The following is an 18,955-nucleotide window of genomic DNA, read 5'->3' as shown; positions in this document are numbered from 1 at the left end:
GCCGCAAGGCTCACCGGCTCGCGACCGCAACCCCTTGATCAGGATAGCCCGCATGGCTTCGCTCGATTCCTTCAAATGCCGCAAAACCTTGACTGTCGGCACCAAGAAATACGTCTATTACTCCCTCAAGATCGCCGAGAAGAACGGCCTGCCCGGCATCTCGAAGCTGCCCTTCTCGATGAAGGTGCTGCTTGAGAACCTGCTGCGCTTCGAGGATGGCCGCTCGGTCACCAAGGCCGATATCGAGGCCTTCGTCGGCTGGCTCGACGACAAGGGCAAGGCCGGCAAGGAGATCGGCTTCCGCCCCGCCCGCGTGCTGATGCAGGACTTCACCGGCGTGCCCGCCGTGGTTGACCTCGCCGCGATGCGTGACGGCGTCAAGGCGCTCGGCGGCGACCCCAAGAAGATCAACCCGCTGGTTCCGGTCGATCTCGTCATCGACCATTCCGTCATTGTCGACGAATTCGGCTCGCCCAAGGCGCTGAAAGCAAACGTCGACCTCGAATATCAGCGCAACGGCGAGCGCTACCGCTTCCTGAAATGGGGTCAGCTCGCCTTCGACAATTTCCGCGTCGTCCCGCCCGGCACCGGCATCTGCCACCAGGTCAATCTCGAATACCTCGCCCAGACCGTCTGGACGGCCAAGGAGAAGGTGAAGAAGGGCAAGAAGACCGAGACGGTCGAGGTCGCCTATCCCGACACCGTGGTCGGCACCGATTCGCACACCACCATGGTCAACGGCCTGGCCGTGCTCGGCTGGGGCGTCGGTGGCATCGAGGCCGAGGCCGCCATGCTCGGCCAGCCGCAGTCGATGCTGCTGCCCGAGGTCATCGGCTTCAAGCTCACCGGCAAGCTCAAGGAAGGCATCACCGCGACCGACCTCGTGCTGACCGTCACCCAGATGCTGCGCAAGAAGGGCGTCGTCGGCAAATTCGTCGAGTTCTTCGGGCCCGGCCTCTATGCGCTGACGCTCGCCGACCGCGCGACCATCGCCAATATGGGCCCTGAATACGGCGCCACTTGCGGCTTCTTCCCGGTGGACGCCGAGACCCTGAACTATCTCGACACCACCAGCCGCAAGCCGGCCCGCGTCGCCCTCGTCGAGAAATATTCGAAGGCGCAGGGCTTGTTCGCCACCCGCGCCACGCCCGACCCGGTTTTCACCGACACGCTTGAGCTCGACCTGACCACGGTCAAGGCCTCGATGGCCGGCCCCAAGCGCCCGGAAGGCCGCGCCGATCTCGGCGCGATCAAGGCCGGCTTCGCCGCCGCGATGGACACCGAATACAAGAAGGGCGTCGAGCTCTCGCGCCGGGTCAAGGTCGAGGGCAAGAACTTCGACCTCGGCCATGGCGACGTCGTCATTGCCGCGATCACCTCCTGCACCAACACCTCCAACCCCTCGGTGCTGATGGCGGCGGGCCTGCTCGCCCGCAACGCGGTCGCCAAGGGCCTGAAGGTCAAGCCCTGGGTCAAGACCTCGCTCGCCCCCGGCTCGCAGGTCGTGGCGGAATATCTCGCCAAGGCCGGCCTGCAGAAGGATCTCGACAAGCTAGGCTTCAACCTGGTCGGCTTCGGATGCACCACCTGCATCGGCAATTCCGGGCCGCTGCCGACGGAGATCTCGAAGACCATCAACGAGCAGGGCCTGATCGCGGCCGCCGTCATCTCCGGCAACCGCAATTTCGAGGGCCGCGTCTCGCCGGACGTGCAGGCGAACTACCTCGCCTCGCCGCCGCTGGTCGTCGCCTACGCTCTGGCGGGCTCGGTGCAGCTCGATCTGACCACCGAGCCGCTCGGCATGGACAAAGCCGGCAACCCGGTCTTCCTGAAGGACATCTGGCCGACCAACAAGGAAATCCAGGCCTTCATCGCCAAGAACGTCACCAAGGCGATCTTCAAGGCGAAATATGCCGACGTCTTCAAGGGCGATGCCAACTGGCAGAAGGTCAAGACGCCCCAGAGCCAGACCTATGCCTGGGAAGACGCCTCGACCTATGTGCAGAACCCGCCCTATTTCGAGGGCATCAGCAAGACGCCCAAGCCCGTCACCGAGATCGTCGGCGCCCGCATCCTGGGCCTGTTCGGCGACAAGATCACCACCGACCACATCTCGCCGGCAGGCTCGATCAAGGCGGCCTCGCCCGCGGGCAAGTATCTGATGGAGCACGGCGTCGAAGTCGCCGACTTCAACCAGTACGGCACGCGGCGCGGCAACCATGAGGTGATGATGCGCGGCACCTTCGCCAATATCCGCATCCGCAACCACATGATGGGTCCCAACGGGCGCGAAGGTGGCTACACCATTCACTATCCCAGCAAGGAAGAGCTGCCGATCTATGACGCGGCGATGCGCTATCAGCAGGAGAAAGTGCCGCTGGTGGTCTTCGCAGGCGTCGAATACGGCAACGGCTCCTCGCGCGACTGGGCGGCGAAAGGCACCAACCTGCTCGGCGTCAAGGCCGTGATCGCCCAGAGCTTCGAGCGCATCCACCGCTCGAACCTGGTCGGCATGGGCGTGGTGCCGTTCACGCTGGCCGAAGGCACGAGCTGGGCTTCGCTCGATCTCAAGGGCGACGAGAGCGTGACCATCAAGGGTCTCGCCACCGTGAAGCCGCGCCAGATGCTGGAAGCCGAGATCACCTCGGCCGACGGCAAGGTCAAGAAAGTGCCGATCCTCTGCCGCATCGATACGCTGGACGAGATCGACTACTTCAAGAACGCCGGCATCCTGCAATATGTGCTGCGCGGCATCGCAGCCTGATCGCAGCGCGTCATTCTCGGGCCGCGTAATGCGCGGACCCGGGAACCTCTTTCCGCAAGAGGCTCCCCAGCAAGAAATGGCCGGGTCAAGCCCGGCCATGACGCGCTTCTCGTCGCGCGAGGTTGTCCTCTTTCCGCCCTCGGTGTAAGGGGGCGTCACAGTCATCCTCGGCGGGGGGCTTGGGGCAGGCGCGGGATCCCCGCGCCCGGATGTCGCCCGCCATCATCATTCAAGACGGGAGCACCCGCATGTCCGCCACGTTCGAGACGGTCGCCGGCATCATTTCCGAGACCTGCGACATTCCGCGAGAAAAGATTACGCCTCAGAGCCACGCCATCGAAGACCTCGGCATCGACTCGCTCGCCTTCCTCGACATCGCCTTCGCGATCGACAAGGCCTTCGGCATCAAGCTGCCGCTCGAGCAGTGGACCCAGGAAGTCAACGAGGGCAAGGCGCCGGCCGAGCAGTATTTCGTGCTCGAGAACCTGTGCAAGCGCATCGACGAGCTCGTGGCTGCCAAGAAGGCCTAAGGTCGCAAAACGGCCTGAGGTCGGCGGCAGGCTCAGCACCTGAAGCGAGCTTGATCTGCGCTCGGCCTTGAGCCGGGCACACTCTCCCGATAGAGCATATGCAAGCCCGCGCGCGGAGACTTCGGTCCGCGGCGCGGGCGCGCGCCGTTTCCGGGCGCGCCCGACAAGGCCAAGGATCGCATGCGCCTCGAATATTTCGACATGATCGACACCGTTGTCGCATTCGAACCTTCGGAAAAGCGCATCGTCACGCGCTCGACCGTGCCGTCTGCGAGTGCGAGCCCCGTCTTCGAAGGCCATTTCCCCGGCCACCCCCTCGTGCCCGGCGTCCTGCTGACCGAGACGATGGCGCAGGCCTCCGGCTATCTGCTGCTGGGCCTGAACGGGCTGACCCAGATGCCCTTCCTGATGACCGTCGACAAGGCGCGCTTCCGCACCTTCGTCGAGCCCGACGCCGTTCTCGACGTCTCCGCCGAATTGGTGATCGAGGGATCGGGCTACGCCGCCACCAAGGCGAAGATCACCATCGCCGGCAAGCCGATCTGCGACGCTGAATTGCGGTTCCGACTGATGCCTTTCCCCGCCGACATGCGCGCGCTGATGGAAAGCCGCATCAAAACCATCGGCCTCAAGCCGGAGCCTGCACGATGAACCCGCACGACGTCGTCATCACCGGGATCGGACTGGCGTCCAGTCTCGGAGAGGGGCTGGAGACCCATGCGCAGGCGCTGGCATCCGGCGCCGCACCGAATACCGACGCTACGAGCTTCGCACCCTATCCCGTGCACCCGCTGAAGCCGCTCGAACTCGACCGCCAGATCCCGAAGAAATCGGATCAGCGCCAGATGGAGCCTTGGCAGCGGCTCGGCGTCTACGCCGCTGGTCTGGCTCTCGATGATGCGGGGCTGAAGGAGGATGCCGAGGCCAAGGGCGTGCTGCAGGTCATCGTCGCCGCCGGCGGCGGCGAGCGCGACCATGCCGTCGATGGTGCCATCCTCACCGGCCTGCGCGACGCAAGCGAGCCGGGAGCCTTTCTGAACGAGCGCCTGATGGGCGATCTGCGCCCCACGCTCTTCCTCGCCCAGCTCTCGAACCTGCTTGCCGGCAATATCGCCATCGTCCACGGCGTCACCGGCGCCTCGCGCACCTTCATGGGCGAGGAGCAGGCCGGCGTCGACGCCATCCGCACCGCGCATGCCCGCATCGCAGCCGGCCAGGCCGAGGTCATGCTGGTCGGCGGCGCCTATAATGCCGAGCGGCGCGACATGCTGCTGCTGCTCGAACTCGGCGGCTTTCTGCGCAAGGGCGAATTTGCCCCTGTTTTCGCGCGCGAGGCAACGCCGGGCCTCATCACCGGCAGCGCCGGAGCCTTCCTGGTGCTTGAATCGGCCGGGCGCGCCGCCGCGCGCGGCGCCAAGATCCACGCTCGACTGAGCCATGTTGCTGCGGCGCGCTCGAAGCGCCAGCCCGGCACGGTGGAGGCGGCCCTGAACGGACTGCTCTCGGGCTTCGGCGCGATTGCGCCCGGCGCCCTGGCGATCTCGGCCGCGACCGGCGCCGCCGGAATCACGGCGGAAGAGGCTTCGGTCATCGCTGCGCTGCCGCAAGCCAGGCGCGTCGCGACCGGCGATCTCGTCGGCCATGCCTTGGAGGCCGCATTCCCGGTCTCCGTCGCCTTGGCCGCAGCCGCCATCTCGGCGGGGCAGGCCAAGGAGGCGATCGTCACCGGCGCCGGCCATTGGCGCGGCGAGGGCGCGGCGCGCCTGGTGAAAGCGTGAGGATCAAGCGATGAGCGCCAAGAACCAGCCTGCAGTGAACCAGACTGCCGTGAACCAGACTGCAGCGGGCCAGACTGCAGCCCATCGCGACGCCAAGGGCCGCCGGGTCGTCGCGGTGACCGGCCTCGGCATCGTCACCTCGCTCGGCCAGGGCAAGGAGGCCAATTGGCAAGCGCTGACCGCCGGTGAATCCGGCATCCACCGGATCGAGCGCTTCCCGACCGAGGGCCTGCGCACCACCATCGCCGGCACGGTCGATTATCTCTTCGACGGCTCCTTCACCGCACCGCAGCTCTCCGAAAAACTCGCGACGCTCGCAGCCGACGAAGCGGTTAGCCAGAGCGGCCTCGGTCAGCCCGGCGATTTCCCCGGGGAGCTCTTCATGGCGGTGCCGCCGGTCGAGATGGAATGGCCGCAGAAGCAGGAGCTCGCCCGAACCTTCGAAGGCGATGTGGATTATGACGGGCTGCTGAGGGCGGCCGCCTCGCAAAAATTCAAACCCATGCACGAGCTCTTCCTGTTCGGCGCAGTCGCGGATCATATCGCCGACAGATTCGGCACCAAGGGCTCGCCGATCTCGCTCTCGACGGCTTGCTCCTCCGGCGCGACCGCGATCCAGATGGGCGTCGAAGCAATCCGCCGCGGCGATACGGAGGCCGCGCTCTGCATCGGCACCGACGGCTCGGTCCATGCCGAGGCGCTGATCCGCTTCTCGCTGCTCTCGGCGCTCTCGACTCAGAACGATCCGCCGGAAGCCGCCGCGAAACCCTTCTCGAAGAACCGCGACGGCTTCGTCATGGGCGAAGGCGCCGGCGCGCTGGTGCTGGAAGAATACGACCATGCGCTCGCGCGCGGCGCGACCATCCTGGGTATCGTCGCGGGTTGCGGCGAGCGCGGCGACGGATTTCACCGCACCCGCTCGAGTCCTGATGGCAAGCCGGCGATCCTCGCCATGCGGGATGCGCTCGACGATGCCGGGCTGGGACCCGATGATGTCGACTACATCAACGCCCACGGCACCTCGACGCCCGAGAACGACAAGATGGAGGCGATGAGCTGCACTGCCGTCTTCGGCGAGCGCATGGCGACGTTGCCGATCTCCTCCAACAAGTCGATGATCGGCCATACGCTGACGGCGGCCGGTGCAGTCGAGGCCGTGATTTCCTTCATGACCATCGCCAATGGCCGCATTCCGCCGACGATCAACTACACCAATCCCGATCCGGCGATCGCGCTCGACGTCGTGCCCAACACGGCCCGCGATGCGAAGGTGCGCACCGTCATCTCGAACTCCTTCGGCTTCGGCGGCCAGAATACCTGCCTCGTGCTGACGGCGGAGCCTACTCACGCATGACCCGCATCCTCGTCACAGGCGGCGCCAAAGGTGTCGGCGCCGCGATCGTCCGTGCGCTGGCCGCGGCCGGCCATGATGTCGATTTCACCTATCGCTCATCGCCCGACCAGGCGCAGGCGCTCGTCGCGGAGATCAATGCGGCCCACCCCGATCGCCTGCTCGCGGCCCTCCCGCTCGATCTCTCCGACAAGGCCGCGCTCGACGCCTTCTGCGAGGGGCGCGACGCGGAAAGCTATTTCGGCTTCATCCACAATGCCGGCCAGCCTTATGATTCGCTCGCCGCGATGATGGCGCAGGACAAGGCCGAAGCGGCGATGCAGGTCAATTTCTGGGCCTTCACCCGCCTCGCCAAGTGCCTGATGCGCAACATGATCCGCGCCCGCGCCGGGCGCATCGTCGCGATCGGCTCCGTCGCGGCCTTGCGCGGCAATCCGGGCAATGCCGCCTACGCCGCCTCCAAGGGCGCGCTGATCTCCTATGCCAAGACGCTCGCGGTCGAGACCGGCAAGCGCGGCGTCACCGTCAACGTGATCGCGCCGGGCTTCGTCGACACCGACATGATGGCGCCCTATGCCGCCTATCGCGACAAGATGCAGGCCCAGATCCCGGCCGGCCGCTTCGCCAAGCCCGAGGAGGTCGCGGGGCTCGCCGCCTTCCTGATGAGCGAGCCGGCGGCCTACATCACCGGCACCGTGCTGCCGATCGACGGCGGGGTAACGGCGCAGCTCGGCGTGCATCGCTGAATTCGACCCAGCGACCCAAATATGCCAGGTTCACTCCGAACCGGGGTGAACCATCATGACCGCAGCCTTCACCATCCGCCTCGACGACGAGATGCTGGCCAAGCTCGACGCGCTGGCCGCCGACACGGACCGCTCGCGCAGCTGGATCGCGGCCAAGGCGATCGAATCCTACGTCGAGCTGAATGCTTGGCAGATCGCCAAGATCAAGGAGGGCATCGCCCAGGCCGACCGCGGCGAGTTCGCGACGGAGGAAGAGCTCGACGCGATTGAAGTGGAGTTGCAAGCCCGCATTGATGCCGCCCGATGAAGTTGATCTGGACGCCTCGTGCCAAAGATGACTTACGCGAGGTCGGCCATTATATCGCTGATTTCAATCCGACTGCCGCGCTGACGCTGGTCCGAAGGCTTCGACTTGCAGCCAAAACGCTTGCCGACAGCCCCGCCATAGGCCGGCCGGGCCGGGTTGAGGAAACGCGAGAACTCGGGGTCTCTGGCACGAGCTATATCCTCCCCTACCGCGTCCGCGAAGGACGCGTCGAAATCCTGGCCGCGCTGCACGCCGCGCGTGACTGGCCCGACCAGTTCTGAAAGGCACTATACCGATGCGTTCCCTCCAGCTTCATGGCGACCGCGACCTCCGTCTCGAGGAGATCGAGCCGCCGCCGCCGCCCGCCGCCGGTGAGGTGCAGATCCGCATCCGCGCGGTCGCGCTGAACTATCTCGACGTCTGGGGCTTTCGCGGCATGGCCTTCGCCAAGCGCAAGATGCCCCAGGCCGCGGGCGTCGAGGCCGCGGGCGAGATCGTCTGCGTCGGCGAGGGCGTCACCAATCTCAAGGTCGGCGACACCGTCACCGCCTATGGCGCCGAGACCTGCGGCCACTGCAAGGCCTGCAAGGAGGGCCGCGACAATCTCTGCGAAAACGTCGCCGGCATCATGGGCTTCCATATCGACGGCTTCGCGCGCGAACTGCTGAACAAATCGGCGCGCCTCGTCATCAAGGCGCCTGAGGGCGTCTCCTTCGAGGATGCGGCCTGCGCGCCGATCGGCTTCGGCACGGTCCAGCACATGCTGTTCGACAACGCCAAGCTCGAACCCGGCGAATCAATCCTGGTCCATGCCGGCGGCTCGGGCATCGGAACGGCCGCCATCCTGATGGCCAAGGCGATCGGCTGCACGGTCTACACCACCGTCGGCGACGACGAGAAGGGCCGCAAGGCCAAGGCGCTCGGCGCCGATTTCGTCATCAACTACAAGACCGAGCGCTTCGAGGGCGAGGTGCGCCAGCTCACCAAGCGCAAGGGCGTCGATGTCGTCTTCGAGCATGTTGGCGCCGACACCTGGAACGGCTCGCTGCTTTGCCTCAAGCGTGGCGGCCGGCTCGTCACTTGCGGCGCGACCTCCGGCGCCTCGACCACGATGAATCTGATGCAGCTCTTTCAGCAGCAATACCGCATCACCGGGTCCTTCGGCTGCCGCATCGAAAACATCGCGCAATCGCTGGAAAAGATGGCTGGCGGCATGAAACCCGTGATCGATTCGGTGTTTCCGCTCGCCGATTTCGAAAAAGGCCTGGCCCGGCTTGAAGGCCGGCAGGTCTTCGGCAAGGTCATCGTCACCTTCTGACGCGGCCGTCCGCGCCCGGAAGGCTTGACGCAAGCGGCCTTCCTGCCGCAAGTCCCCGGTTCCTGCCCGATAAGCTCAATGCACGGGCGAGATGGGACCGGGCTGACCTTGAGACGACTGAAAGCTCTCGCCGCGCGCGCCGGCGCCGTGGTGATGATCGGCCTGATCCGGGCGCTGTTCGGCTTCCTGCGCTGGCTCGGGCCCGAGCGCGCGAGCGATCTCGGCGGTTGGCTGCTGCGCAGCGTCAGCCCGGTGATCCCGGTCAACCGCGTCGCGCTCGCGAACATCCGCGCGGCTTTCCCCGGCATGGCGGAGGACGAGGTTCGGCGGATCGCGCGCGGAGCCTGGGAGAATCTCGGCCGCACCGCCGCCGAATACGCTCATCTGAACACCCTGTTCGACTATGATGATGATCACCGGGACGCCCCCTCGCGTGTCGAGGTCGATGGCATCGAGCAGTTCATCGCGCTCAGGGGCGATGACAAACCTGGCCTGATCTTCTCCTCCCATCTCGCCAATTGGGAGCTGCCGGCGATCTGCGCCGCTGCCTACAAGCTCGACACCACCGCCGTGTTCCGCGCGCCCAACGACCCGGCCATCGCCGCGATCGTGCATGAGATCCGTTCCGGCGCGATGGGCGGTCTCGCCGCCGCCAAGCAGGGCGCGGCCTTCGCCATGCAGGGCGTGCTGGAGAAGGGCGGCCATCTCGGCATGCTGATCGACCAGCATTTCACCCGCGGCGTGGTGGTGCCTTTCATGGGCCGGCCGGCGCTGACCAACCCGATCCTTGGCAAATTCGCCCGCCGCTTCGAATGCCCGGTCCATGGCGTGCGCGTCATCCGGTTGCCCCATCATCGTTTCCGGCTGGAGTTGACGCCGCCGCTCGACTTGCCGCGCGATGCCAATGGCGAAATCGACGTTCAAGGCGCGATGGCGATGATGACTGCCGTCGTCGAGGGATGGGTGCGCGAGCATCCCGAGCAATGGCTCTGGATGCATCGGCGCTGGCGGCCTAATCTGATCGCCGCGGCGAAGGGCGACGACACGCCCGCCATGACGATTCAACCGGTTTTCAAGGCAACGTGATTTCCAAGTGAGGGCGGTTGGGCGCTTTGGTAATACCTCGCAGCTATAATGGTCGCCGAGTTCAGCCATGACCCTTCGCGCCCGCCTCCTTCCTGTATCCATCGCCGCGCTCCTCCTGAGCGGCGCGACGGCGCATGCGCAGGCACCTGCGGTGCAGCCGAAGGCGGTCGTCGAGCTCTTCACCAGCCAGGGCTGCTCGTCCTGCCCGCCCGCGGACGCACTTCTGCGCGAGATTTCCAAGGACCCGGCTGTCATCGCGCTGACGCTGCCGGTGACCTACTGGGATTATCTCGGCTGGAAGGACACACTCGGCCAGGACGTCTTCACCAAGCGCCAGAAATTCTATGCCAAGGCCCGCGGCGACGGCCAGGTCTACACGCCCCAGGCCGTGATCAACGGCGCCTCCCACATCGTCGGCTCCGACAAGACCGAGATCGAGCGCGCGCTGCGCGAGCAGGTGCCCGGCGCCCTGCCCGCAAAGCTCTCGCTCCAGGAGGACGGCACGACGCTGCGGATCAAGATCGCAGCTTCCGCCAGCCCAGGTGATAAGCCCGCCGGCGTCTGGATTCTTCCGGTCGCGAAGCTGGTCACCGTTCCGATCACGCGCGGCGAGAATGAAGGCCGCACCATCACCTACGCCAATGTCGTGCGTGGCATGGTGCGCGTCGGCGAATGGGATGGCGGCGAGACAACCCTGACGGCTCCCCTCACGACAACGCGCGCCGCCGATTCCGACAGCTATGTCGTCGTCGTGCAGGCCGAAACGCTCGGCAAATACGGCATGATGCCCGCCGCGATGCTGGGCGCGGCCCGCAGCGCACGCTGATCCCGCCTCACAGCAGAATCACCCTGTTCGGCAGTTCGTCGATATCGTCGGCGGTCGGCGGCGCATGCTGCGCCAGGACACGTCCGAGCGCCCCGACCGCATCGATCAGCCCCTCGCGCAAACGCTCCTGCCGGGCAGCGTCGAGCAGGCCCGCGACGATGTCCCGCCATGTCTCCGGACCGACCTTGCCTTCGATGCCGATATCCGTGACGACCTCGGCATAGCGCTCCTGCAGGGCGACATAGAGCAACACGCCGGTGCGCCCGCGCGTCTGCGTCAGCCCGCGCGCGGTGAACTCGCGCAGCGCCACGTCATGTGCGCGGCCGCGCTTGACGAAGCCGGGCACGAAGCGGCCGCCGCGCCCATACCAGAGCAGCGCGGCCATCAGCAGGGCCGCGCAGATCAGCTGGATCAGGAAGATGCGCGGCGCGCTCGTCATCGTCAGCGCCAGGAGCGGCCAGGGCACCAACAGCGACAGCACCAAGGCCAGCACCATCGGTACCGAGCGATAACTGCTCGCGGCGCGGTCGATCACCACCACGATCTCGCCGCTGGTCAGGCGCTCGGCCTGGGCGACGGCCGCCGCGATCGCGTTCCTGTCGTCAGAATCCATCACCAACTCCCCGAAGCTCCGCCGCCGCCCGACGAGCCGCCTCCACCGGAGAAGCCGCCACCGCCACCAGAACTCCAGCCGCCGCCACCTCCCCAGCTCGAACCTGAACCCGAACCCCAGCTCGAATTCTGCGGCAACGTGATCCAGCGCCCGTCACGCAGGCGATGTTGGCCCGCCCCGCCCGCCTGGCTCAGGCTGCGCATGAAGGAGACCACCAGGATGAAGATGAACACCATCACCAGGATGACGGCCAGCGTCTCGGCCGGCGAACTCTCATCGTTCCGCACCAGGGCGCGGCGCTGCCATTCCTCGGCGTCGCCGGAGAGGATCGTCAGGATCGCGTCGACGCCGCCCTCAATGCCGCCGGCGAAATCGCCGGTCTTGAACTTCGGCGCCACCGCCGTGGTGATGATGACCTTGGAGAGCGCATCGGTCAGCGCCCCTTCCAGCCCGTAGCCGACCTCGATGCGGACCTTGCGCTCATTCGGCGCGACGATGAACAGCACACCATTGTTGCGCGGTTTCTCGCCGAGCTTCCAGAACCGGAACAGGCCATTGGCGAAGTCCTCGATGCCGATGCCTTGCAGCGAGGGCACCGTCGCGACCACGAGCTGGTCGCCGGCCTTGTCCTCATGCGCCTTGATCTTCGCCTCGATGCGCTGGCGTGCCTCAGGCGCGATGAGCTTGGCGCCATCGACGATACGGCCGGTGAGGGCGGGATAGGAGGGGTCCGCCGCCCAAGCGCCCGCGCCCGCAAATAGGAGCGCAGCGAGCAGGATCAGCGACCAAAGGCTGCTGCGCGCCATCACGCGCCTCGCGACCGCCGCCGCCTCAGAACTTCACCGTCGGTGGTCGCTCCGCCCCGGCCGTCGCGGCAAAGGTCTCCATCGGCTTGGAACCCCAGAACAGTTTTGCCCAGATCACGCCCGGAAACGTGCGGATCTCGGTATTGAACGCCTGCACCGCCTGGATGTAGTCGCGCCGCGCCACCGTGACCCGATTCTCGGTGCCTTCGAGCTGGGACTGCAAGGCGAGGAAGTTCTGGTTCGATTTGAGATCGGGGTAGCGCTCCACCGTGACCAGCAGCCGGCCGAGCGCGCCGGTGAGCTGGTTCTGCGCGTCCTGATATTCCTTGAACTTCGCCGGATCGGTGATGGTCGAGGCGTCGACCTTGACCTGGCTCGCCTTGGCGCGCGCCTCGACGACCTGTGTCAGCACCTCGCGCTCCTGCGCGGCATAGCCCTTTACCGTCTCAACCAGATTCGGGATCAGATCGGCGCGGCGCTGATACTGATTCTGCACCTCGGACCAGGACGCCTTGGCCTTTTCCTCGAGCGTCGGGACGTTGTTGTAACCGCAACCCGCGAGCGCAAAACCGAGGAAAGCAAGCACTGCCGCCGTCAAATTACGGCGAAAGGCGATGGAAACTGGGAACGACATGCCGGGTCCCTTTGCTGACGTATCGACAGGCAGGACCGTGACCTTAGCCGTCCCGGGCGCCGCCTCCAAGGCGGATGAGAAGCTCAGCGCCCGAGACCATGGCGCGCCAACGCAATCTGGCGCTAGTCTGTCGTGAAGACGCGACAGTAAGGAAGATGAGATGACGACCCTGTCAGTATCGAGGAGCGCTCTCCTCGCGATCGCCCTGTCCGCAGCTGTCGTAACCTCCGCGGCCGCCCAGAGCCTCTCTCCGGCGCCCGAAGCCGCCACGGGACGCATCGCCAAGACCTCCGGCCACACCCGGCTTTACATGGTCGCCGCCGCCAATCCGCTGGCCACCAATGCCGGCCGCGAGATCCTACGCGCCGGCGGCAGTGCGGTCGATGCAGCGATCGCGATCCAGTTCGTGCTCAACCTCGTCGAGCCGCAGAGCTCGGGCATCGGCGGCGGCGCCTTCATGGTGCATTGGGACGAGGCCGGCCGGAAGCTCTCGACGCTGGACGGGCGCGAGATCGCACCGGCAGCGGCAAAGCCGAATCGCTTCATCGGCGCGGACGGCAAGCCGATGAAATTCATGGAGGCCGTCATCGGCGGCCGCTCGGTCGGCGTACCCGGCACGCTGAAACTGCTTGAGGGCGCGCATCAGCGCTGGGGCAAGCTGCCCTGGTCGCAGGTCGTCGCACCCGCAATCAAGCTCGCCGAGGACGGCTTTGCGATTTCGCCGCGGCTCAACGGCCTCCTGGCCGGCGAGAAGGCCTTGAGCGCCGACCCGCTCGCTGCCGCCTATTTCTACGAGCCCGACGGCAAGGCCAAGGCCGTCGGCACCATCCTGAAGAACCCGGCCTTCGCCGCGACCTTGCGCGCCATCGCCGAGAACGGCTCGGCTGCCTTCTATGCCGGGCCGATCGCCGAGGACATCGTCGCCAAGGTCACCGGCCACAAGAGCAATCCGGGCGACATCACACTCGCCGACCTCGCTGCCTACAAGATCGAGGAGCGCGAGGCCGTCTGCGGGCTCTACCGCGTCTATCGGATCTGCGGCATGGGTCCGCCGAGCTCCGGCACTATTGCCGTGCAGCAGATGCTCGGCATCCTCGAAACCAAGGATCTGGCGCGCATGGGCCCAGGGCCCGAGGCGGCGCACTGGTTCAGCGAGGCCGGCCGCCTCGCCTTCGCCGATCGCGCGCTCTATCTCGCCGACCCCGCCTTTCTCAGCGTCCCGGTCTCGGGATTGATCGACCGCGACTATATCCGCTCGCGCGCGGGCCTCGTCAGCCCCGACAAATCCATGGGCCGCGCCACGCCCGGCGACCCGCCGCATAAGCGCGCCCAATTGCTCGCGCCCTCGGATGGCGTCGAGCACGGCACCAGCCATATCTCGGTGATCGACGCCAATGGCGACGCCGTCGCGATGACCACGACGATCGAGGACGGGTTCGGCTCGCGCCTGATGAGCAAGGGCGGCTTCCTGCTCAACAACGAATTGACCGACTTCTCCTTCGCCCCGGAAGAAGACGGCAAGCCTGTCGCCAACCGCGTCGAGGCCGGCAAGCGCCCGCGCTCCTCGATGGCGCCGACCCTGGTCTTCGACGCCTTCGGTAGGCTCTATGCCGTGGTCGGCTCGCCCGGCGGCAGCCAGATCATCGGTTTTGTCGCCAAGACGCTGGTTGCGCTGCTCGACTGGAAGATGGATCCGCAGAATGCTGTCGACCTCGCCAATTTCGGCAGCCGCAACGGCCCGACCGAATTGGAAAAGGGCACCGAAGCCGAACCCTGGAAGGCCGCGCTGGAGGCGAAAGGCCATGAGGTCCGCCTGCTGGAGATGACCTCGGGCATCCAGGCGATCGTCAAGACGCCGGAAGGCTTCGTCGGCGGCGCCGATGGCCGGCGCGAGGGTGTCGCGATCGGCGATTGAGCGGTTCCCGAGGTTTTACCCCGGTGGTATGACTGAGTAGCATTATCACTGGCCTCAACGGGGAGAATGGCTGGATGCCGACCATAGAAAAGATCAGCATCGCCTTGACGAGCGAGCAATTGAGTGCGGTTCGTGCGGCGGTCGATGGCGGAGACTATGCGACGACCAGCGAAGTCGTCCGTGACGCCCTTCGCGACTGGCAGATCAAGAGAGATATGCGGCGCGGCGAAATCGAACGCCTTAGGCAGCTTTGGGATGAGGGCTTGCAAAGCGGCCAAGCCGGAGCGATCGACATGACTGCTTTGCGGGATGAGGCGCGCGATCGTCTTGCCAAGGCCAGAAAGGCCGTGGCCGGTGGCCGCAGATGAGGTTCTCTGGTCACCTCAAGCACGCAGAGATCTGCTCGATCTCTATGTGGTGATCGGGCTTGAGAGCCCGGCAGCGGCCGAGCGTTACTTCGAGCGCATTGAGGCCTAGGCCGTGATCCTTGCTGAGTATCCGCGCCTTGGCGTGCGCCGGCCCGAGATTCGGCCAAGCCTTCGCATGCTGATCGAACCACCCTTTCTGCTGCTCTATAAGACCGAGCCGGATAGCGACGAGGGGTCGATCGACAGCGTCGAGATCGTCCGCGTCATCGACGGCCGCCGTGATCTCACGCATCTGTTCTGAGAGATGCGCTGACTGCAGTGCCCGCTTTCGCTCACATCCATTTGAAGCTGTGCAGCATCTCCGCCTGGCTTCATAGCCCTGTCATGTTTTGGGCGCGTCGGTTTCTCCCCACCAGAGCAGGATGCGAAAAAGTGGGAACCGGTTTTTCGCATTGATCCTGCTCTCACTCTTAGTTGAGAGGCGGATTCAGATGTCAGATGGGATCACTGCGTGATGCCATCTGACATCATCCGGCTCTAGGAAACCCACCATGCGCTCCCTCTTCCTCGCCGCCCTGACGACGGCCGTGCTCGCCCTCTCCCCGGTTCACGCCGAGGAGGCAAAGCCCTTCGCCACGGCCAAGACCATCGATCTCATGACCCTGCTCAAGCCGCCGCCGGCCAATGATTCGGCCCAGACCCGCGCCGAACTCGCCGAGGTGCTGAGCATCCAGGTCACGCGCACGCCGGAGATGGAAGCCCAGGCCCAGGCCGATGTCGTCGAGAATGTCTGGCGCTTCGCCAATGTCATGGGGCCGAATTTCAAGACCGAGGCGCTACCGGCCTTCTCGGCCTTCTTCGACCGCATCGTTGCGACCGAAGGCGAGGTCGTCGACCCCGCCAAGGACAGCTGGAAGCGCCCGCGCCCGCATCAGTACAGCCCGCTGGTCAAGCCCGCGGTGAAGCTCTCCAACTCCGGCGCCTACCCCTCGGGCCATACCACTGTCGGCACGCTGATGGGCGTCGTTCTCTCGAACATGGTTCCGGAGAAGCGCAACGAGATCATGGCGCGCGCCTGGGCCTATGGCGAGAACCGGATCATCGGCGGCATCCATTTCCGCGCCGATATCGAGGCTGGCCGCATCGCCGGCACGGTGATCGCAGCCAAGATCATGGAGCAGCCCGATTTTCAGGCTGAATATGCCGTGGCGAAGGCCGAACTGCGCAAGGTCCTCGGCCTCTAGAGCAGGATGCGAAAAAGTGGGAACCGGTTTTTCGCAATCGATCCTGCTCTAACTCTTTGATGAGAGCCGTAAGCCTTATCGGGGCGGCGCGCCGGCCGGAACGGTCCGGGCGGCGCCCGCCCCACGCCCCGCGATCAGCCAATAGACGAACCCCGTCGCGGCCCCGATCAGGAACAGGGCGCCGATCACCCGCATCTCGGCCTCGCTCGGCGCGCGCGACAGGCGCAGCATGGCCAGCGGCATTGCGGTTGCCAGCAGGCCGGTGAGCCCGCTCTGGATCAGCCCGCTGCGCAAGCGGAAGAGCTCACTGAAGACCGCGACCAGCACGACCGGCGCGACGATGATCGCCATGCCAAGCCGCCCGAGCAGGCTGAAGGCGGCCTGCGCCACCGGCGTGGGATCGATGTCGCTTTCAGCCAGGCCGAACAGCGCCTCCATCAAGCGCTGGAAACCGCCGCCGATCAGAAGCGCGATCTCGGGCGAGACCACGCTGGCGACGAGCATGGCGAACAACCCCGCCCCCATGGCAACGAGCAAGGCGAAGGGTATCAGCAGCAGCCAGCGCAGCAAGGCGATTATTCCGCAGCGACGGCGGCAGCCGCCGCCTCGTCCTGATCCAGCAGCAGCCTGGCGCGGGCCGAGAGCTTCTCCGTCTCGCTCTTGAGCTGGCCGCAGGCGGCGAGGATGTCGCGCCCGCGCGGGGTGCGCACCGGCGAGGCATAGCCCGCCCGGAAGACGATCTCGGAGAAGCGCTCGATCCGGTCCCAGTCCGAACATTCGTATTTGGTGCCGGGCCAGGGATTGAACGGGATCAGGTTGATCTTGGCCGGAATGCCCTTGAGCAAGCGCACCAGTTCGCGCGCATCCGCATCGCTGTCGTTGACGCCCTTGAGCATGACATACTCGAAGGTGATCCGCTTCGCGTTCGAGACGCCAGGATAGGTCCGGCAGGCCTCGAGCAGTTCGGCGATCGGATACTTCTTGTTCAGCGGCACGAGCTCGTTGCGCAATTCGTCGCGCACCGCATGCAGCGAGATCGCCAGCATCGTGCCCATCTCATGCCCGAGCGGACCGATCTGCGGCACGACGCCGGAGGTCGAGACCGTGATGCGGCGGCGGCCGAGCGACAGCCCCTCATTGTCCGAGATCACGTCGATGGCATCGCGCACGCCGTCAAAATTATAGAGCGGCTCGCCCATGCCCATGAAGACGATATTGGAGACGAAGCGCCCGCCATCATTGGGCACGAAAGCACCGTCGGGCTTGCTCCGGTTCGGGAAATCGCCGAGCCGGTCGCGCGCCACCATCAATTGCGCCACGATCTCCTCACAGGTGAGGTTGCGCACCAGGCGCTGCGTGCCGGTGTGGCAGAAGGTGCAGGTCAGCGTGCAGCCGACCTGGCTGGAGACGCAAAGCGTGCCGCGGTCGACCTCGGGAATATAGACGCATTCGATCTCGGCACCGCGATCGCGCGGGCCGGTCGACGCCATGCGGATCAGCCATTTGCGCGTGCCGTCGGTCGAGACCTGTTCGGCCGTGACCTCCGGCAGGTCGAGCGTGAAGCGCTCACCGAGCGCCGCGCGCAAACCTTTGCCGATCGTCGTCATCGCGGAGAAATCGCGGACGCCGTAATGGTAGATCCAGTTCCAGAGCTGGCCGACGCGCATGCGCCGTTCCTTCTCGGGAACGCCGATCTCGGCCAGCGCGTCGCCAAGCCCGGCGCGCGTGCGCCCGACCAGCGAGACGCGGCTCGTAACAACGGGTTCGGCCGCTGGCGCGGCGGGCTCAAGCACGGACAAGGTCATCGGAACTCTGGCTCGGACGGGCGATCATCGGCCCGAATATCCGGGGCTCATAGCACGAGAACGCCCAGCCGCGAAATCACAGTCCGAACACCCCCATAAACCGGTGCGACGCAGGGTGGCAGGTGGAATTCGCCAGCGTGAGTCGGCTGGGGCGGATTTCGAGAACCGGAGCGCAGCGGACTTCATGTCCGTGAGCACCGGAAGCACAGAAAGCCGCGTCAGACGGCCGCGCTCGCGGATTCCGGCGCCGCCCTACTTGCAGGCGTCTTCGGCGCGCTTCACCGTCTGGTTCATGCCGGCGAGCGAGTATTTGTCGCTGGTCGGGTTGCCGCGCTTCGAGGTGCCCTTGACCTCGAGCCCCGAACCCTTGCGCAGCGCGTCCAGCATGCGTGGCTCCTCGGCCGGGTTCTTGAGCCACATGTTCTGGCCCTTCGCGACCAGCGCGAAGCGCTCGGACCCGATGATCGCCTGATGCTCGACATCTTCCTTCAGGTCGAAATTCATCACGAAGCTGATCTCATTGCGCACGCCCTCCGTCGGGCGGCTGGAGACGAAGAGCAGTCCCTCGACCTCCTTGAGGTTGGCGGGCACGCGTGTCTCCGCCTTGGAGAGCGCGTAGCAGACCTTCGAGCGGCCCTGCTGCGAGGAAAAGGCCTGCCATTTGCCGGCCGTCTCCAGGAGCATCGCCTGAGCCTGGCCAGTGCTTGCCGATGCGACCGGCGCAGGCTTCGCCTGGGGCTTCGGCTTGGGTTGAGCGGAGGCCGGCACGGCGGCGATCACGCTCGCGGCGAACAGCGATGCGACGATCATGAGCCGTGAGGCGGCGAAATCGGTGCGGAGCAAACAGAGATTCATAGGCCGCCA

At 65.9% G+C, this 18,955-nt stretch carries 21 protein-coding genes; 15 read left to right on the top strand and 6 right to left on the bottom strand.

From position 1 onward, the window contains the following. Positions 1 to 52 precede the first annotated feature (52 nt). The 11 genes from acnA to BMZ97_RS29770 all read left to right on the top strand — a co-directional run bounded on the left by acnA (position 53) and on the right by BMZ97_RS29770 (position 10,706). Entirely contained in the window at positions 53 to 2,764 is a 2,712-nt protein-coding gene (acnA, locus tag BMZ97_RS29820) for an aconitate hydratase AcnA (RefSeq protein ID WP_092178342.1), read from the top strand. A 248-nt stretch (positions 2,765 to 3,012) separates the two neighbouring features. Next, positions 3,013 to 3,294, top strand: coding sequence for an acyl carrier protein (locus BMZ97_RS29815; RefSeq protein WP_092178340.1), 282 nt, complete (start codon positions 3,013 to 3,015; stop codon positions 3,292 to 3,294). Between the two features lie 180 nt (positions 3,295 to 3,474). Further along, positions 3,475 to 3,945: a 3-hydroxyacyl-ACP dehydratase FabZ family protein gene (locus BMZ97_RS29810; RefSeq protein ID WP_092178338.1), complete on the top strand. Its 471-nt coding sequence runs from the start codon at positions 3,475 to 3,477 to the stop codon at positions 3,943 to 3,945. Continuing rightward, a complete protein-coding gene (locus tag BMZ97_RS29805; RefSeq protein ID WP_092178336.1) occupies positions 3,942 to 5,072 on the top strand; it encodes a beta-ketoacyl-ACP synthase in 1,131 nt (376 codons plus the stop codon). Before BMZ97_RS29810 ends, BMZ97_RS29805 begins: the two co-directional genes overlap by 4 nt. 10 nt (positions 5,073 to 5,082) lie before the next feature. Continuing rightward, entirely contained in the window at positions 5,083 to 6,426 is a 1,344-nt protein-coding gene (locus BMZ97_RS29800) for a beta-ketoacyl-ACP synthase (protein WP_092178334.1), read from the top strand. Then, a complete protein-coding gene (locus BMZ97_RS29795) occupies positions 6,423 to 7,169 on the top strand; it encodes an SDR family oxidoreductase (RefSeq protein ID WP_092178332.1) in 747 nt (248 codons plus the stop codon). The genes BMZ97_RS29800 and BMZ97_RS29795 overlap by 4 nt, the downstream gene beginning before the upstream one ends. Positions 7,170 to 7,224: 55 nt before the next feature. Further along, positions 7,225 to 7,476, top strand: a complete 252-nt coding sequence (locus tag BMZ97_RS29790; RefSeq protein WP_069689023.1) for a CopG family ribbon-helix-helix protein — start codon at positions 7,225 to 7,227, stop codon at positions 7,474 to 7,476. Beyond that, a complete protein-coding gene (locus BMZ97_RS29785) occupies positions 7,473 to 7,757 on the top strand; it encodes a type II toxin-antitoxin system RelE/ParE family toxin (RefSeq protein WP_092178330.1) in 285 nt (94 codons plus the stop codon). The genes BMZ97_RS29790 and BMZ97_RS29785 overlap by 4 nt, the downstream gene beginning before the upstream one ends. Before the next feature lie 14 nt (positions 7,758 to 7,771). Next, complete coding sequence (locus BMZ97_RS29780; RefSeq protein ID WP_092178328.1) at positions 7,772 to 8,794, top strand: zinc-binding dehydrogenase; 1,023 nt, start codon at positions 7,772 to 7,774, stop codon at positions 8,792 to 8,794. 153 nt (positions 8,795 to 8,947) lie between these two features. Then, entirely contained in the window at positions 8,948 to 9,880 is a 933-nt protein-coding gene (locus tag BMZ97_RS29775; RefSeq protein WP_244546673.1) for a lipid A biosynthesis lauroyl acyltransferase, read from the top strand. A gap of 67 nt (positions 9,881 to 9,947) precedes the next feature. Beyond that, a complete protein-coding gene (locus BMZ97_RS29770) occupies positions 9,948 to 10,706 on the top strand; it encodes a DUF1223 domain-containing protein (protein ID WP_092178324.1) in 759 nt (252 codons plus the stop codon). Positions 10,707 to 10,713: 7 nt separating this feature from the next. On the opposite strand, the gene BMZ97_RS29765 is transcribed toward BMZ97_RS29770, so the two are convergent. Genes BMZ97_RS29765 through BMZ97_RS29755 form a run of 3 tightly spaced genes read right to left on the bottom strand, consistent with a single transcriptional unit; the run spans position 10,714 to position 12,759 of the window. Continuing rightward, complete coding sequence (locus BMZ97_RS29765; RefSeq protein WP_092178322.1) at positions 10,714 to 11,319, bottom strand: TPM domain-containing protein; 606 nt, start codon at positions 11,317 to 11,319, stop codon at positions 10,714 to 10,716. After that, positions 11,319 to 12,125: a TPM domain-containing protein gene (locus BMZ97_RS29760; RefSeq protein WP_092178320.1), complete on the bottom strand. Its 807-nt coding sequence runs from the start codon at positions 12,123 to 12,125 to the stop codon at positions 11,319 to 11,321. The genes BMZ97_RS29765 and BMZ97_RS29760 overlap by 1 nt, the downstream gene beginning before the upstream one ends. Positions 12,126 to 12,150: 25 nt before the next feature. Beyond that, on the bottom strand, positions 12,151 to 12,759 hold the full coding sequence (locus tag BMZ97_RS29755) for a LemA family protein (protein WP_092178318.1): 609 nt from the start codon (positions 12,757 to 12,759) through the stop codon (positions 12,151 to 12,153). A gap of 160 nt (positions 12,760 to 12,919) precedes the next feature. Here BMZ97_RS29755 and ggt point away from each other — a divergent pair, with 160 nt between their 5' ends. The 4 genes from ggt to BMZ97_RS29735 all read left to right on the top strand — a co-directional run bounded on the left by ggt (position 12,920) and on the right by BMZ97_RS29735 (position 16,286). Continuing rightward, positions 12,920 to 14,674, top strand: coding sequence for a gamma-glutamyltransferase (ggt, locus tag BMZ97_RS29750; RefSeq protein WP_092178316.1), 1,755 nt, complete (start codon positions 12,920 to 12,922; stop codon positions 14,672 to 14,674). Between the two features lie 74 nt (positions 14,675 to 14,748). Further along, entirely contained in the window at positions 14,749 to 15,042 is a 294-nt protein-coding gene (locus BMZ97_RS29745; RefSeq protein ID WP_092178314.1) for a ribbon-helix-helix domain-containing protein, read from the top strand. A gap of 175 nt (positions 15,043 to 15,217) precedes the next feature. Next, positions 15,218 to 15,343: a hypothetical protein gene (locus BMZ97_RS31850; protein WP_348272140.1), complete on the top strand. Its 126-nt coding sequence runs from the start codon at positions 15,218 to 15,220 to the stop codon at positions 15,341 to 15,343. Positions 15,344 to 15,593: 250 nt separating this feature from the next. After that, positions 15,594 to 16,286, top strand: a complete 693-nt coding sequence (locus BMZ97_RS29735; RefSeq protein ID WP_092178312.1) for an acid phosphatase — start codon at positions 15,594 to 15,596, stop codon at positions 16,284 to 16,286. A 75-nt stretch (positions 16,287 to 16,361) separates the two neighbouring features. Here the strand turns inward: BMZ97_RS29735 and BMZ97_RS29730 are convergent, their stop codons facing one another. From BMZ97_RS29730 to BMZ97_RS29720, 3 genes are all read right to left on the bottom strand, one after another. After that, complete coding sequence (locus tag BMZ97_RS29730) at positions 16,362 to 16,856, bottom strand: hypothetical protein (RefSeq protein ID WP_092178310.1); 495 nt, start codon at positions 16,854 to 16,856, stop codon at positions 16,362 to 16,364. Between the two features lie 5 nt (positions 16,857 to 16,861). Further along, entirely contained in the window at positions 16,862 to 18,091 is a 1,230-nt protein-coding gene (rlmN, locus tag BMZ97_RS29725; RefSeq protein ID WP_092178308.1) for a dual-specificity RNA methyltransferase RlmN, read from the bottom strand. Between the two features lie 252 nt (positions 18,092 to 18,343). Continuing rightward, positions 18,344 to 18,946: a hypothetical protein gene (locus tag BMZ97_RS29720; protein WP_092178306.1), complete on the bottom strand. Its 603-nt coding sequence runs from the start codon at positions 18,944 to 18,946 to the stop codon at positions 18,344 to 18,346. Between the last annotated feature and the right edge of the window lie 9 nt (positions 18,947 to 18,955).

It is taken from the genome of Allobosea sp. OK403 (assembly GCF_900113835.1).
Lineage (GTDB): Bacteria > Pseudomonadota > Alphaproteobacteria > Rhizobiales > Beijerinckiaceae > Allobosea.
Note: the sequence above shows the minus strand (reverse complement) of the source record. Positions and strands in the feature narration are given on the sequence as shown.